Origin of the sequence: Streptomyces sp. NPDC021115 (assembly GCF_044333065.1) — a bacterium.
In the GTDB taxonomy this organism is placed as follows: domain Bacteria; phylum Actinomycetota; class Actinomycetes; order Streptomycetales; family Streptomycetaceae; genus Streptomyces.
The window spans coordinates 58,605-72,372 of the sequence record NZ_JBIRQF010000020.1 but is presented as its reverse complement, the minus strand read 5'-3'; the positions used below and the strand labels follow the sequence as shown (position 1 = coordinate 72,372).

The following is a 13,768-nucleotide window of genomic DNA, read 5'->3' as shown; positions in this document are numbered from 1 at the left end:
ACCAGCCGGTGGTGGTATCAGTCAACGGACGTCGTCTCCTCCGTGCGGGGCATGGTCATGCGGCGGTACAGGTAGTAGGCGGCGCACGCGCCCTCGCTTGAGACCATGGTGGCGCCCAGCGGTGTGCGTGGGGTGCAGAGGGTGCCGAAGGCCGCGCACTCGTACGGCTTCACGAGCCCTTGGAGCACCTCACCGCTGCGGCACACGGCGGACTCGTCGGCGACCAGGCCGGTGACGTCGAACCGGTGCTCGGCGTCGTAGTCGCGGTAGGCGTCCGACAGCCGCCAGCCGCTGCCCGGAATGGTGCCGATGCCCCGCCAGGCACGGTCGGTGGTGGTGAACACTTCTTTCAGCACCTCCAGCGCGACCGGGTTGCCCTGCGCACGTACGGCGCGGGGGTAGGCGTTCTCGACGCGGTGTTCGCCCCCTTCGAGCTGGCGGACCGCCCTGCGGATGCCTTCCAGGATGTCCAGCGGCTCGAAGCCGGTGACCACGATGGGCACTCGGTAGGTGTCGGCGAGGTCGGGGTACTCGCCGGTTCCCATCACACTGCACACGTGCCCGGCGGCGAGGAACGCCTGCACCCGGCAGTCCGGAGACCGCATGATCGCTTCGATGGCCGGTGGCACCCTGACGTGTGAGACCAGCAGGCTGAAGTTGCCGATGCCGAGCCGCCTTGCCTGATGGGCCGTCATGGCGATGGCGGGGGCGGTGGTCTCGAAGCCGACACCGAAGAACACCACCTGCCGGTCCGGGGTCTGCTGGGCGATCCGCAGCGCGTCCAGTGGCGAGTAGACGACCCTGACGTCGCCACCCGCACTCTTGACGCGGAACAGGTCCCGGTCGGTCCCCGGCACCCGGAGCATGTCACCGAACGAGCAGAAGGTCACGTCCGGGCGGGAGGCGATCTCCAGCGCCTTGTCGATCACTTCCAGCGGGGTGACGCAGACGGGACACCCCGGCCCGTGGATCAGCTCGATGTCCTCGGGCAGCAGCTGGTCGATGCCGTGCCGAATGATCGAGTGGGTCTGCCCCCCGCAGACCTCCATCATCGCCCACGGCCGGGTGACGGTCCGGGCGATGTCGTCCAGGAGCCGCCGGGCCAGGCCCGGATCCTGGAACTCGTCGATGTACTTCACCGGTTCTCCTCCTCGTGCGGGTCCTCCGGCTCGGCCGCGGCACGTGCCCAGGCGTCGCCGAACTCCTCCTCCAGCGCCCCGATCTCCTCGAAGAGCCGGAGGGTGGCCAGGGCCGACTCCTCGTCGAGCCGTTGGATCGCGAAGCCGACGTGCACGATCGCGTAGTCGCCCACTTCGATATCCGGCAGATAGGCCAGACAGACGTCCTTGACCACTCCGCCGAAGTCGACCCGCGCCATCGGCGTGCCGTCGCGTTCCTCGACGCCGACCACGCGGCCGGGTACCGCCAGGCACATGTGCTCCTCCTCGGTTCCTCAAAAGTGGGCGATTTGCGCGGCGACGACCGCCTGTCCCAGGGCCAGGCCGCCGTCGCCGGGCGGGACCACCGTGTGCCCGAAGACGGTGAACCCGTCCTTGGCGAGCCCTGTGGCGCACAGGTCGTCCAGGAGGGCGTTGGCGAACACCCCGCCGGTGAGGACGACCGTCCGCACGCCCGTGGCGCGGTGCGCCGTGCGGCAGGCCGCGCGCACCGCGCCGGCGACCGCCAGGTGGAAGCGGGCGGCGATCAGCGGGGCGCCCGCACCCGCGCGCAGATCGGCCACGATCGCCGCCAGCAGCGGCGCGGGCTCGCCGAGTTCGAAGGCATAGCCCTTCCGCACCCGGCCGGCGGCCACCGCCGCGGCCTCCAGTTCCACGGCGGCCTGGGCCTCGTATCCCGCCCGGTGGCAGATGCCCACCAGCGAGGACACGGCATCGAACAGCCGCCCCACGCTGGAGGTCGGGGTGCAGCCGAGGCCGCGCGCCAGCTGGATGTCCAGCAGGCGCAGTTCCTCCGGCGAGCAGGCTGTCGTGCACGGCAGGTCGGACGACCAGGCGATACCGGCCGCGCGCAGGTGCGAGAGGGCCATCCGGTACGGATTGCGCACCCCTGCGTCAGCGCCGGGCAGGGGTACGTACGCCAGATGCGCCAGGCGACGGTAGCCCGCGTAGTCGGCCAGCAGCACCTCGCCGCCCCAGGCGGCCCCGTCGTCTCCGTAACCGGTGCCGTCGAAGGCGACACCGATGACCGGCTCGTCCAGCCCGTGTTCCGCCATCGCCGAAGCGATGTGGGCGTGGTGGTGCTGGACCAGGGTGAGCGGCCGGCCATCGCGACGTGCCCATCGCGTGGACCGGTAGCCGGGGTGGAGGTCGGCGGCGACGCGAACCGGCTCGACACCGGTGAGCGCCCGCAGATGGCTCCGGGCGCGCTCGAAGGCCCGCTGGGCGGCCGGACCGTCCATGTCGCCGATGTGGGCGGACAGCCACGCAGAGTCGCCCTCGGCCAGGCACAGGGTGTTCTTCAGGTCGCCACCGACCGCGAGGACGGGGCGGACCGCCTCTGGAAGACGGATGCGCGCCGGGGCGTAGCCGCGTGAGCGGCGGATCGGCAGCGGTGACCCGTCCGCGCGGACCCGGACCACCGAGTCGTCGCAGGCGACCGCGATGGGCCGGTCGTGCCACAGCCATGCGTCGGCCAGTCCGGCCAGGCGGGCCATCGCCTCCCCGTCGTCGGTGACCAGTGGCTCGCCGGAGATGTTTCCGCTGGTCACGACCAGTACGCCGGGGCCGGGTGGATCGCCCGGAAGGCCGAACAGAAGCCGGTGCACAGGGGTGTAGGGCAGCATGACCCCGATGTCCGGGCTGCCCGGACAGACCTGCGGTGCGAGCGGTAACGGGTCCCGGCGGCGCAGCAGCACGATGGGGCGGGGCCGCCCCATCAGGACGCGGCGCTCTTCCGGGCCGAGGTGGCCGAGCCGGGCGGCGGTGCCGGGATCGGGTGTCATGACGGCGAACGGTTTGTCACCGCGGGCCTTGCGACGTCGCAGTTCGCCCACAGTCGTCGGTGCGGTGGCGTCGCAGACCAGGTGGTAGCCGCCGATGCCCTTGACCGCCAGGATCGCTCCGGCGGCCAGCATCCGCCGGGCCTCGGCCAACGCGGCCCCGCCGTCCCGCCGTACGGCGCCGGTGAGTCTCAGGCGTGGCCCGCAGGTCCAGCAGGCGACCGGCTGGGCGTGGAACCGCCGGGCGGACGGGTCCGAGTATTCCGCCGCGCAGTGCGGGCACATCGGGAACGCCGCCATGGTGGTCGTGGCCCGGTCGTAGGGCGACGCGGTGGTGATGGTGAAGCGTGGGCCGCAGTCGGTGCAGGTGATGAACGGGTGCCGGTGGCGGCGGTCGGCCGGATCGGCCAGCTCCGTCAGGCAGGCGTCGCAGGTGGCGGCGTCGGGCGGGACCAGGGTACGACCGTGGCCCGTCGAGGACGGCACGATCGCGAACCCGGTGGCGCCGGTCGGGGGCAGCTCGGAGGTGGACACCGACACGATGTCCGCCAGCGGGGGTACGTCCGTCGTCAGCCGGTGGCAGAAGGCGGCCACCGCGTCGGGGCGGCCCTCGATCTCGATGCGGGCCCCCGTCGGGTCGTTGGCCACCTGCCCGGACAGGCCCAGTTCGGTGGCCAGGGCGTGGACGAACGGACGGAATCCGACCCCTTGCACCACGCCGCCGACCGCCACCAAGCGTCGGACCGTCCGGTGAGGGCCATTCGTCGTGGCAGAGCGGCACACGGCGAATGGCTGTTCCATGGGCACGGCACTTCCGTCCGGTGTGGTCATGAGCCTGTGCGGGCCCGGACGGGGCACAAAGGCCGTTCCGGTCAGGCCGTCCGTCATGGTAGGAACCGGACGGAACACCGTGGGGAACCATGACCGCGCGGCGGGCCCAAACACCCCCGACGGCCCAGTCGGCGGACGATGTCGTTCGAGCGTACGGGCTATGCGGTTCCCCGGCCGTGAGTCGGCGCGCTCGCGCGCCCGAGCCGCTCGTGCGCCTCCTCGATGGCCATGGCCACGTGGCGGATCAGCTCGGGCAGCGCGGCGGCCACCGCGGTGCTGAGCCCGCGGCCGAGGCCGAAGTCGCCTCCTTCCACCGCGTACACCGTCAGCTCCCGGGGCATCCGGTCGAGCGCGGCGGCCAGGGCGAACGTCTCACCGAGCCCCAGGGCGTGGGTACTGGCGGAGCGTGCCGCGCATCGCGCGGCACGCTCCGCCGTCAGGGTGTGCAATCGCCCCGGCTGCCCGGGGTGGGCGTGAACCACCTCGACCACAATGACCGCGTCCTGAGGGCGCCACAGGCCGAGCATCCGCCCGGGCTCGCCGTCGCTGTCGGTCAGCAGCGTGCCCTCGGGGACCCGGGCGCGCAGTGCCTCGATGACGGCCGGACCGGCCCCGTCGTCCCGGCGGAACGCATTGCCCACGCCGATGACCACCACCCGGCCCGTCATCCCCGCTCCACCGTCAGATCCAGGAAGTGAGCGGAGCAGGAGATGCACGGGTCGTGGTTGCGAACAGCTCGCTCGCACAGGGCTGTCAGCTCCCCGTCGTCGGCCGGCTCGCCCGGCGCGTCCAAGCGGGACTGCACCTGACGGCGGAGGTCGTCTTCGATGGCGGCCTGGTTCTGCGCGGTGGGCGGCACGATGCGGGCGAGGGTGAGCGTGCCGTCCGCGTCCATGGCGTAGCGGTGGTAGAGCAGCCCGCGTGGCGCCTCGGTGGCCGCGCAGCCGGCCGCCCGGCGGGGTGGGACCTCGACGTACGGCCGCGGCGGTGGCTCGTAGGCGTCGATGATCCGCAGTGCTTCGGCCACGGCGTGGACCACTTCGACGGCGCGGACGATGATGCTCCGGAACGGATTGCGGCATACCGTGCCCCCGGCCGGATCGCCGAGTCCCGCCTCTCGTGCGGCGTCGAGGGCGGAGGGGTGCAGCCACTGTCCGCTGATCGCATACCGGGCCAGGCACCCGGTCAGGTAGTGGTGGCCGTCCAGGTGGGACACCAGGGCGGTCGAGTGCGGGACCTGGTGTTCCACCACGTGGCGCTCGAACTCCTCCACCGGAAGCACTCGTACGGGGGTGGCGCGGTCCGAGCCCGCCCCCGCGGCCATGACAGCCGGGGTTCCGGAGTCGATGGCGTACCGGCCGGGGTCGCGCATCGCCAGCAGCGGACCGTCATAGGCGGCGTCGGGGAAGTCGAACCCGGCCACCCAGCGCACGGCCTCGCGCGCGTCGTCATGGGCCCGGCGCAGCCGCTCGGCCAGGGGGACGAGTTCGGCCGGGGCGGGCACGCGGTAGAAGCCCCCGACCCGGACGTTGATCGGGTGGATGGCGCGGCCGCCGAGCTGCTCCATGATGGTGTTGCCCGCTTGTTTGATCCGCAGGCCGCGTTCCACGGCCGCGCGGTGCCCGCGGGCGAGTTCCACCGCGCTGGGGTGGCCGAGGAAGTCGGGGGCGTGGAGCAGATGGATATGCAGGGACTGGCTCTCGATCCATTCGCCGTAGTAGAGCAGACGCCGCAGCTTTGCGAGCGGACCGTCGACCGTCACCCCGCAGGCCCGCTCAATGGCCTGGCATGCGGTCGTCTGATAGGCCACCGGGCAGATGCCGCAAATCCGTGAGGTGATGTCGGGTGGTTCGCCGTGGCCGCGGCCGACGAGGAACGCTTCGAAGAAGCGGGGCGGCTCGTAGATGCGCAGCCGCGCCTCGGCGACCGTCCCGTCGCGCACGGCCAGGTGCAGGGCCGCTTCGCCCTCCACCCGGGCGAGTGCGTCCAGGCGCAGCACACGGGATCCGCGGTGGCTCATCGGGGCTCTTCCTCCGCCGGGGGCCGGGGGCCCTCCTGTGCCGCGAGCTCGGGTACGGGGCCGTATTCGGGCGAGGCCGCGTTGAAGGTGCGGAAGACCCGCACGATGTCCCGCTCGGTCATGCCGTCGTGCCGCAGCTCGCGCACCATGGCCTCCAGGTTGGGTTGGATCATCGGCCCGAAGCAGCCGTAGCATCCGCGTCCGTAGGCGGGGCAGAGGGCGCCGCACCCGGCGTGGGTGACCGGCCCCAGGCACGGGATGCCCTGGGCGACGGTGATACAGGTCGTGCCGCGCCGCTTGCACTCGAAACAGACGCTGTGACCGGAGATGTTCGGCTTCCGCCCGGCCAGAAAGGCCGTGATGACCTCCAGCAGCTGGCCGCGGTCGATCGGGCAGCCGCGCAGCTCGAAGTCGACCGGTACGTGCGCCGAGATGGGGGTGGAGGTGTCCAGGGTGGCGATGTACTCCGGGCTGGCGTAGACCGCGGCGCGGAATTCCTCGACGTCCGCGAAGTTGCGCAGGGCCTGGATGCCGCCCGCGGTGGCGCAGGCGCCGATGGTGACCAGACGGCGGGAAATCTGCCGGATGTGGTGGATGCGCCGGACGTCCTCGGCGGTGGTGATGGACCCGTCCACCAGGGAGAGGTCGTACGGTCCGGTGCCCGCGAGGGTGGCCGGGCCCTGGGAGTCCTCCGCGCTGGACATCTCAAGGAAGTGCGTGATGCGCACCCGGTCGGTGAGCGGGAGCAGTTCGTCCTCGCAGTCGAGCAGGGTCAGCTGGCAGCCGTCGCACGAGGCGAACTTCCACACGGCGAGGGAGGGGCGGGGGTCGGGTTCCATGTCACAACTCCCTGACGGCGAGCAGGGGCCGGGTGCGGTCGTAGCCGATCACCGGGCCGTCCCGGCACAGCAGCAGCGGTCCGAGCTGGCAGTGGCCGCAGTGGCCGGTGCCGCAGCGCATGTTCCGCTCCAGCGACACCTGGACGCGGTGCGCCGGGAGACCGCGGGCGAGCAGCGCCCGGGCGGTGTGCCGGATCATCACCTCGGGTCCGCAGACCAGCGCGGTGGTCCTCTCCGGGGCCGGCTCGACCCGGTCCAGCAGGGTGGTGACCACACCCACGCTCCCTCGCCAGCCGGGGCCGGGCCGGTCCACGGTGACCTCCACCTGCGCCGAGGCGCGCCTCCAGTCCTCCAGTTCCTCCTGGTAGAGCAGGTCCTCGGGCGTGCGGGCCCCGATCAGCACATGAAGGCGGCCGTAACGCTCCGGGTGGTCGAGTACGCGGCGCACCACGGGACGCAGCGGGGCGAGCCCGATACCGCCCGCGACCACCAGGAGGTCGGATCCGGCCGCCGCGCCGAGGTCCCACCCGGTGCCGTAGGGGCCGCGCAGGCCCAGCGCGTCCCCCGGCCGGAGGCGGCACAGCGCGCCGGTGACCGCGCCGACGGCGCGCACCGTGTGCACCAGGCGGTGGCCACCCTGGATCGCGCTCACCGAGATCGGCACCTCACCGACACCGAAGGCGTACATCATGGCGAAGCGTCCCGGAGAGAAGTCGGGCAGCGCCCGCCCCGCGGGCGCCACCTCCAGCGAGACGCAGTCGGCGTTCTCCGCCGAGACGGCGGTCACCCGGTAGGGCAGGGGCACGGTGGTCACGGCGGAACGCTTCCGTGCGGTGTGTACAGGTCGAGCAGCCGCAGCCGGGTGGCCTGGAGCCGGTCGGCGATCAGCGCGGCGCAGCGCAGCATCAGCTCGTACCCGAGTTTCGGATCGGCCTCGCACAGCTCACGCACCTCGCCAGCGGCGAATTCCCAGGTCCGTAACGGTCCCAAGGCCCGGGCGCCCAGATGCCAGCGGTACGGCGGGAAGATCCACGACCATCCGAGCTGTTGGCGAGGCCCAAGAGTCTCCACCACCTGGGCAGGACGGCCTGGGACGTACACGTCCAGGGCAACCTCGCCGGAGCGGATCAGCCAGAACCGGTCGGCGACGCCGCCCTCGTCGAACAGCCTGCTGTTCGCGAGGAAGTCGCGCTCGTCGGCGAGGCTGAACAACCGTTCCCGCTGGAGTTGCGGGAGGGTGTCCAGCAGCAGCGGCCACGCGGTCATCGCGACTCGTCCTCCGCGCGCCGGGTCCAGTCGTGCAAGGCCGCGGCCTCCTCGGTGATGTCGATGGCGACCGGACACCAGACGATGCACCGGCCGCACCCCACACACCCCGACGAGCCGAACTGGTCGTACCAGGTGCCCAGTTTGTGGGTCAGCCACTGCCGGTAGCGGCTGCGCGGCGATGCGCGCACCGGTCCGCCGGGCAGGTACGAGAAGTCCAGGTCGAAGCAGACGTCCCAGACGCGCCAGCGTTCGGCGTGGTCCCCTGTCAGATCGGTGACGTCCTCGGTGGTGGTGCAGAAGCAGGTGGGGCACACCATGGTGCAGTTGCCGCAGGTCAGGCACCGGGAGGCGACGTCGTCCCAGCGAGGGGCATCCAGCGTCTCCGCCATGAGCTGGTGCAGGTCGGTCTCCGGCATGGTGCGTCCCATCCGGTCCGCGGCCGACGCGACGGCGTCCACGGCGGCCCGGCGGACGGCCTCGGAGGCCGGTACGCCCGGCAGTTCCGCGAGGACCTCGGCGCCCTCGGGGCTGCCCGCACGGGCCCAGAATCGGTGCCCTTCGTCATCGACCAGTTCGGTCAGCACCAGGTCGTAGCCGGGCCCGGCCGCGGGCCCGGTGCCCATCGAGACGCAGAAACAGGTACCCCCGGGCTCGGTGCACTCGACCGCCACCAGGAACGCCCCGGACCGCCTGCCCTGATAGACCGGGTCGGTGTGCGGCCCGGCGGTGAGAATCCGGTCCTGGACGGCGATGGCCCGCAGATCGCAAGAGCGGACGCCGAGGAACGCGAAGCGTGGAGGCGGGGTGTTGTCCGGCTCGATGACCAGTTCTCCGCCCGCCCGCTCGGCCTTCCACTGACGTACCCGGGCGGGGTGCAGGAACGTCTTCCACGATTGGGGCCCTGCCGCGTTGGCGAAGGCCGCGCCGTCCGCTCGCGAACGCAGCCGATACCGTCCGGCTTCGAGGTCCACACCCCATCCGTACGGCAACTGGTCGGCCGACTCCAGCTCGGTCAGCACGATGGCACCGTCCCGCACCGTGGGGCCGACCACCGTGAACCCGCGCGTCAGCAGTACGTCCACCAAGGCCGCCAGGCCGCCCTTGCCGAGCACGGCTCCGTCGGCCGGGGAGGAAATCGACGTGTTCACTCCGCCCCGCCCCACCCATCGACCGCGTTCGACAGGCACTCGCTGCCGCGGCCGGTGACTGTCCACGCCATCGTGCCCTCCTCGCCCGGCCGGACCCTCGTCCTGACGCCTCGGGGCTCGCCGTCAACACCTGCGGGACCCATCTGCGCACATCTCCCGTGAGATGCGCGGGAAGTCCGCCTCCGACACGGCCGTGATGGACCGGACCGGACGATCGGCACCACCCTGCGGGCGTATCGGCTCTCCCTCCCCCGCTGGCATGGTCGCTCGTGCCGCACCGACACGGACCGTGCGCCGCACCGCTGCTGGGGAACGGACGGGAGCGTCCGGGCCCCACGGCCGGGGCTGTGAGGAGGCACGGTTCGGGCCGAGGCCACCGTAGTTCACCGGTCGCGCGCGTACGGGACGGTGATGACCGGGCACCGCGCGTGGTGCAGTACGCCCTGGCTGACGGAGCCCAGCAGCATGCCGGTGAAGCCGCCGTGCCCGCGTGTGCCCACGATCAGGCCCAGGGAGTGTTCGGACGCCTCGATGAGGACCTGGACCGGGTGCCCCCGCACAACCTCATGGTGCAGTTCAACCTCCGGATGGGTGGCGGCACGCCCGGCCACCGTCTCCGACAGCACTCGGCGGCACTCCTGGACGGCCGCGTCCTCGTCCAAGGCTCCGAGCATCGGAGGGTGCCACACGTAGAGGGCCCGCAGGACCGCGTTGCGCCGGGCGGCCTCATCGAAGGCGATGTCGACGGCGGTGGCGGAATGAGGGCTGCCGTCGACTCCGACCACGAAGTACGGCTGTTGCTGGGTGATGTGCTCCGACTCCGGCACGACCACCACGGGGCAGGGCGCATGGGCGATGAGCGGCAGTGCGACGGCGGCGGAGGCGAAGAGCTCCTGGAGAGCGCTCAGGCGCCAGGAACCGAGCACGACCTCGGTGGCGTTCTGCGCCTGCTCACGCAGCACCCACGCGGGGTGCCCCTCCGCCAGCAGTCCGGACACCCGCACCCGCGGGTGCCTGGACTCGACGAAGGCCACCGCCTCGTTCAGCAGGCGATCCCCCGTCGCATGCAGCGCCTCGTTCCACTCCTCCCAGGTCGGGAGCCCGCCCGTCGGCCGGTAGCCGGGGGTCGGCACGTTCTGCGCGAGGACCAGCAGCAGCGGCAGGCGGCGCCGGTCCGCCGCGTCGGCGGCCCAGGCGAGCGCCGTGCGTCTGCCCGGGTCCGGGTCGATACCGGCCACGATCGGAGGAGGCCCTTCTGTACGCGTCATCGTGGACTCCCACGTTGGTTGTTCGACCGGCTCGTCATCCCGGACCTACGGGCGGCGTCGGTCCCAGCAGCCGGCTCTGTCCGGGCAGGGGTCCGGTCGTGGTCGCGTGCCGCGGCCGACTCAGCCTTGGGTGATCTCGATGTGCTGCGGCTTGGCCGCCTGGGCCTTGGGCACGGTGACGGTCAGCACCCCGTCGACAAGCGTCGCCTTGATCTCGTCGGCCATGACATCGGCCGGCAGCAGTGCCCGGTACTCGAAGCGGCCTGTGCGCCGGGTGCCGCGGCGCAGAACGCCTTCGCGCTCGCGTTCTCCGTACTCTCCGGAGACGCACAGCTCCCGCTGGCTGATCTCGACGTCGATGTCCTCGCGCTTGATCCCGGGCAGCTCCGCCTCGACGACGTAGGCGTCGTCCGTCTCCCGCAGGTCGGCCAGGGGCGGGAAGGCCCTGACCGCGGGCGCGGTACCGGTGGCCTCCAGGAAGCGGTTCATCCGCTCCACGATGTCGTCGAACTCGGCGGCCATCGGCTCGTCCCAGCCCAGCGCGTGGAAAGGCCGTTCCAGCAGCTGGCCGGGCCGGCGGTGTACGGGCGGTGTCATCGCGGTTCACCTCCGCGAAACGACGGTGTTCGGGGGCATTTCCATGGTGCGCGCCCTCACCTGACCCGGCGAATCGGGCATCGAGCGGCCGTGGCCGAGCACTCTGCCCGATTCCCGGCGGAGCACGGAAGCAGTCACGCCCTCGTCGTTCCTTCGCACCCGGTCGGTGAACCGCCCGCCCATGATCGAGCGGCTCATAGCCGTTGCGGCACTGAACGGACGTGAGATTCTGCCCCACGCCGGGAGCACCACTGGGTCAAGGGAGCTGGTCCGCGAGGGAGCGGGGGCGCCGGCCGTGCGCGAAGAGCCCGAAGGCGTAAGTGTGGAAAGTGGAGTATCTCGGCGCGAGGAGGCTGCCATGAAGCGATCGGCACCACTACACGCTCCTGAGATCCAAGTGGAGGCCCGGGGGCAGGTTCCGCCCGGCGCCGTCGAATACGCACGGGAGAAGGTAGGAGCACTCATCGGCCGGACTCGGGGGCCGGTCCTGTTCGCCCGCGTCAAGCTGACCCACATGGCCAACCCAGCCGTGGAACGACCGGTGCTCGCCCAGGCCAACCTGGACGTCAACGGGCAGCCCGCCCGCGCACACGTCGCCGCCGGAACCCTGACCGAGGCCGTCGACCTGCTCCAGGACCGGCTCGCCGCACGATTGGAGCGCCTGGAGGAGCACGGGGAGGCCCGCCGAGGCCGCGGACCCTCGCCGGGCCCGCACGAGTGGCGGCACGGCAGCGAGCCCGCCCACCGCCCGGACTACTTCCCACGTCCGGTCGAGGAACGCCAGGTCGTGCGGCACAAGTCCTTCTCCCTGGTCCGCGAGTCACCTGACGAGGCCGCCTTCGAGATGGAAATGATGGATTACGGCTTCCACCTGTTCACCGACATCGGCACCGGCGAGGACAGCGTGCTGTACCGGTCCGGCCCGACCGGCTACCGCCTCGCCCAGGTGCACCCCCACCCGCACCTGGCCGGCCGGGTGGCCGTACCGCTCACCTTCAGCGACATTCCCGCCCCCCGGATGAACGTGGGCGAGGCAAAGCAGCGGCTGGACATGACCGGACTCCCGTTCGTGTTCTTCACCGACGACACCACCGGGCGGGGAAACGTCCTGTACCACCGCTACGACGGCCATTACGGCCTGGTAGTCCCCACCGAGTAGCGGTCCCGGGGTAACCGCCCCGCCGCCCCCGTAAGGAGCCACGGCATGGCACAGAACCACACCCCCGAAGCCGAAGCCGCTCCTGGGCTGGAAGCCCGCCTTAGCCGGCTGGAGGCACAGACGGCAACGCTGGCCGAGGCCGTGCGGGCGCTCGCCCGCGGATTGGAGAACATCCCGTCCCAGGACACTCCGCCCGAGGAAGCGGCACACGGCGCACGACTCGCCCACGAACTCCTGCTCTCCCAGGGACTGTAGACGCGCCGTCGCGCCGCGAGACGACACTCGGCGGGGCGTCGAGCAGGCGGACGGTCCGGCGGGTGCTCACCGGGCGGGCGACCGCCTCTTCCAGACAGCCTCGCCCCGAGCCAGCTCCTCAGGCGTGATGCGCGCGGTGCACACCACCTCGTCGTTGATCACACGGACGCCGCCCTCGCCGATCGCTCCCATCCCCAGCTCCGGCTGGAACGGCACGCCCAGCTTCCGCACCAGGCAGACATCCAGCGGCGCGCCCAGCGCACCGGCGACCTCCGCGGCGACCGGAACCCCTCCGCGGGGCAGCCCCAGCACCACCACCTCGGCACCCTGGACATGCCGCGGCCGGGCAGCCAGCTGCCGGCCGGCATCACGACGATCCATGAAGAACACGATCCGACCTCCTCATCCCGGAGGAACACGGCGGGCAGCGTGACGCCCTGGACTTTCATCCTCGCCCCGGCAGGCACCGGACGCGCATCGCTGCGGGACGCGCTCTTCCGTCGCCTCGGATGCCGTGCCCTGGTCGGCACGTCCGCACCTGAGCGAGAGAGCGCTGCCGCTCAAGGGGGCATCTCCCGGACCTCGTCGGTACGGGCGCCGCCACGCCGACGAAGCGCCCTTTCGCCGTCCACAATGCCGACGGCTGCCGGCGAACCGGCTCACGACGCGACGGGGACCACCGGCTCGCCGAGTCGTCGGGCAGCGGTGTACCAAGCCCGGGTCAGGGCGCTGTGGGCCTGGGCCAGCACCTGGGCCTGTTCACCTTCGATGCGCAGTGGTGCGCCGACGTGCACCCGTAGCCTCGGGCGCCGCAGTGGAGCGCTGACCAGCCTGGCCAGCAGTTCGACGGTGCCGCCCGATGCCAGTGCCCGGGCTCCGGCCTGGCCGAGGGGCACGACCTGGGCGCCGGTCCGGCGTGCGAGATGGAAGAGACCTGGGTGGAAGGGCCGGGGCGGGGCTTCGCGCACGCCCTCGCGGTGCGGGAGCCCGCCTTCCGGGTAGAGCAGGACGGACCGGCCCGCGGCCAGCGCGGCTCTGGCGTCCCGCAGTGCTTGCGCGGCGCGCGGGTCGTGACGGCGCACCGGGATGTGCCCCTCTCGAGTGAGGAGCTGACCGAGCAGGGGGATCCGCCACAGTCCCGCGGCCGCCAGGACGGCGGGTTCGGTGCCGAGGCGGCGCAGTGCGGCGAGGACGATCGCAGGATCGGTGAGGGAGGTGTGGTTGGCGATGATGATGCTGCCTACGGGCGGTGCGGAACCGGTGTCCGTGGTGATGTTCAGGCGGCCGAAGACGGGCACCACGACGCCTGCGATGCGACTGAGCACGACACCATCCCCAGTGTGATGACAACCAGTAGTCGCCCTCCTCGTTGCCACGGCGGCGAGCGTTTGACGATCAGCCTATGCCGCGCGCACCGCCAGGA

15 protein-coding genes are annotated in these 13,768 nt (G+C 71.9%); 2 read left to right on the top strand and 13 right to left on the bottom strand.

Translation table 11 applies throughout. The annotated features are described in order from the left end of the window. Positions 1-17 precede the first annotated feature (17 nt). The 11 genes from hypD to ACH4TL_RS37665 form a co-directional block, all read right to left on the bottom strand. Complete coding sequence (gene hypD, locus ACH4TL_RS37715; RefSeq protein WP_398327512.1) at positions 18-1,139, bottom strand: hydrogenase formation protein HypD; 1,122 nt, start codon at positions 1,137-1,139, stop codon at positions 18-20. Continuing rightward, on the bottom strand, positions 1,136-1,435 hold the full coding sequence (locus ACH4TL_RS37710) for a HypC/HybG/HupF family hydrogenase formation chaperone (RefSeq protein WP_398327509.1): 300 nt from the start codon (positions 1,433-1,435) through the stop codon (positions 1,136-1,138). The genes hypD and ACH4TL_RS37710 overlap by 4 nt, the downstream gene beginning before the upstream one ends. Positions 1,436-1,453: 18 nt before the next feature. Beyond that, the gene (gene hypF / locus ACH4TL_RS37705; RefSeq protein WP_398327506.1) at positions 1,454-3,760 is read right to left on the bottom strand and encodes a carbamoyltransferase HypF; all 2,307 of its coding nucleotides are present in this window, start codon (positions 3,758-3,760) and stop codon (positions 1,454-1,456) included. Between the two features lie 188 nt (positions 3,761-3,948). Then, entirely contained in the window at positions 3,949-4,458 is a 510-nt protein-coding gene (locus ACH4TL_RS37700) for a hydrogenase maturation protease (RefSeq protein ID WP_398327503.1), read from the bottom strand. Continuing rightward, complete coding sequence (locus ACH4TL_RS37695) at positions 4,455-5,810, bottom strand: Ni/Fe hydrogenase subunit alpha (protein ID WP_398327500.1); 1,356 nt, start codon at positions 5,808-5,810, stop codon at positions 4,455-4,457. Before ACH4TL_RS37695 ends, ACH4TL_RS37700 begins: the two co-directional genes overlap by 4 nt. Continuing rightward, the gene (locus tag ACH4TL_RS37690; RefSeq protein WP_398327497.1) at positions 5,807-6,649 is read right to left on the bottom strand and encodes an oxidoreductase; all 843 of its coding nucleotides are present in this window, start codon (positions 6,647-6,649) and stop codon (positions 5,807-5,809) included. Before ACH4TL_RS37690 ends, ACH4TL_RS37695 begins: the two co-directional genes overlap by 4 nt. A gap of 1 nt (position 6,650) precedes the next feature. Further along, the gene (locus ACH4TL_RS37685; protein WP_398327494.1) at positions 6,651-7,463 is read right to left on the bottom strand and encodes an FAD/NAD(P)-binding protein; all 813 of its coding nucleotides are present in this window, start codon (positions 7,461-7,463) and stop codon (positions 6,651-6,653) included. Then, entirely contained in the window at positions 7,460-7,915 is a 456-nt protein-coding gene (locus ACH4TL_RS37680) for a cyclic nucleotide-binding domain-containing protein (RefSeq protein WP_398327491.1), read from the bottom strand. The genes ACH4TL_RS37685 and ACH4TL_RS37680 overlap by 4 nt, the downstream gene beginning before the upstream one ends. Further along, on the bottom strand, positions 7,912-9,066 hold the full coding sequence (locus tag ACH4TL_RS37675) for a 4Fe-4S dicluster domain-containing protein (RefSeq protein ID WP_398327488.1): 1,155 nt from the start codon (positions 9,064-9,066) through the stop codon (positions 7,912-7,914). Before ACH4TL_RS37675 ends, ACH4TL_RS37680 begins: the two co-directional genes overlap by 4 nt. Positions 9,067-9,449: 383 nt before the next feature. After that, entirely contained in the window at positions 9,450-10,334 is an 885-nt protein-coding gene (locus ACH4TL_RS37670; RefSeq protein WP_398327486.1) for a universal stress protein, read from the bottom strand. Between the two features lie 120 nt (positions 10,335-10,454). Continuing rightward, positions 10,455-10,931, bottom strand: a complete 477-nt coding sequence (locus ACH4TL_RS37665) for an Hsp20/alpha crystallin family protein (protein ID WP_398327483.1) — start codon at positions 10,929-10,931, stop codon at positions 10,455-10,457. A 514-nt stretch (positions 10,932-11,445) separates the two neighbouring features. On the opposite strand from ACH4TL_RS37665, the gene ACH4TL_RS37660 reads away from it, so the two are divergent. Next, on the top strand, positions 11,446-12,090 hold the full coding sequence (locus ACH4TL_RS37660) for a sigma 54 modulation/S30EA ribosomal C-terminal domain-containing protein (protein ID WP_398327480.1): 645 nt from the start codon (positions 11,446-11,448) through the stop codon (positions 12,088-12,090). Between the two features lie 45 nt (positions 12,091-12,135). Further along, complete coding sequence (locus tag ACH4TL_RS37655) at positions 12,136-12,345, top strand: hypothetical protein (protein WP_398327477.1); 210 nt, start codon at positions 12,136-12,138, stop codon at positions 12,343-12,345. Positions 12,346-12,411: 66 nt separating this feature from the next. Here the strand turns inward: ACH4TL_RS37655 and ACH4TL_RS37650 are convergent, their stop codons facing one another. Continuing rightward, positions 12,412-12,726, bottom strand: coding sequence for a hypothetical protein (locus tag ACH4TL_RS37650; RefSeq protein ID WP_398327474.1), 315 nt, complete (start codon positions 12,724-12,726; stop codon positions 12,412-12,414). 278 nt (positions 12,727-13,004) lie between these two features. After that, complete coding sequence (locus ACH4TL_RS37645; RefSeq protein ID WP_398327471.1) at positions 13,005-13,670, bottom strand: lysophospholipid acyltransferase family protein; 666 nt, start codon at positions 13,668-13,670, stop codon at positions 13,005-13,007. Positions 13,671-13,768: the final 98 nt, after the last annotated feature.

Excerpts from the sequence above, each read along its gene's own strand:
- ACH4TL_RS37670 (WP_398327486.1), bottom strand. The coding sequence starts at position 10,334 with ATGACGCGTACAGAAGGGCCTCCTCCGATCGTGGCCGGTATCGACCCG.
- hypF (WP_398327506.1), bottom strand. The coding sequence starts at position 3,760 with ATGGAACAGCCATTCGCCGTGTGCCGCTCTGCCACGACGAATGGCCCT.
- ACH4TL_RS37690 (WP_398327497.1), bottom strand. The coding sequence starts at position 6,649 with ATGGAACCCGACCCCCGCCCCTCCCTCGCCGTGTGGAAGTTCGCCTCG.
- ACH4TL_RS37650 (WP_398327474.1), bottom strand. The coding sequence starts at position 12,726 with ATGGATCGTCGTGATGCCGGCCGGCAGCTGGCTGCCCGGCCGCGGCAT.
- ACH4TL_RS37695 (WP_398327500.1), bottom strand. The coding sequence starts at position 5,810 with ATGAGCCACCGCGGATCCCGTGTGCTGCGCCTGGACGCACTCGCCCGG.
- ACH4TL_RS37665 (WP_398327483.1), bottom strand. The coding sequence starts at position 10,931 with ATGACACCGCCCGTACACCGCCGGCCCGGCCAGCTGCTGGAACGGCCT.
- ACH4TL_RS37710 (WP_398327509.1), bottom strand. The coding sequence starts at position 1,435 with ATGTGCCTGGCGGTACCCGGCCGCGTGGTCGGCGTCGAGGAACGCGAC.
- ACH4TL_RS37655 (WP_398327477.1), top strand. The coding sequence starts at position 12,136 with ATGGCACAGAACCACACCCCCGAAGCCGAAGCCGCTCCTGGGCTGGAA.
- ACH4TL_RS37680 (WP_398327491.1), bottom strand. The coding sequence starts at position 7,915 with ATGACCGCGTGGCCGCTGCTGCTGGACACCCTCCCGCAACTCCAGCGG.
- ACH4TL_RS37660 (WP_398327480.1), top strand. The coding sequence starts at position 11,446 with ATGGCCAACCCAGCCGTGGAACGACCGGTGCTCGCCCAGGCCAACCTG.
- ACH4TL_RS37700 (WP_398327503.1), bottom strand. The coding sequence starts at position 4,458 with ATGACGGGCCGGGTGGTGGTCATCGGCGTGGGCAATGCGTTCCGCCGG.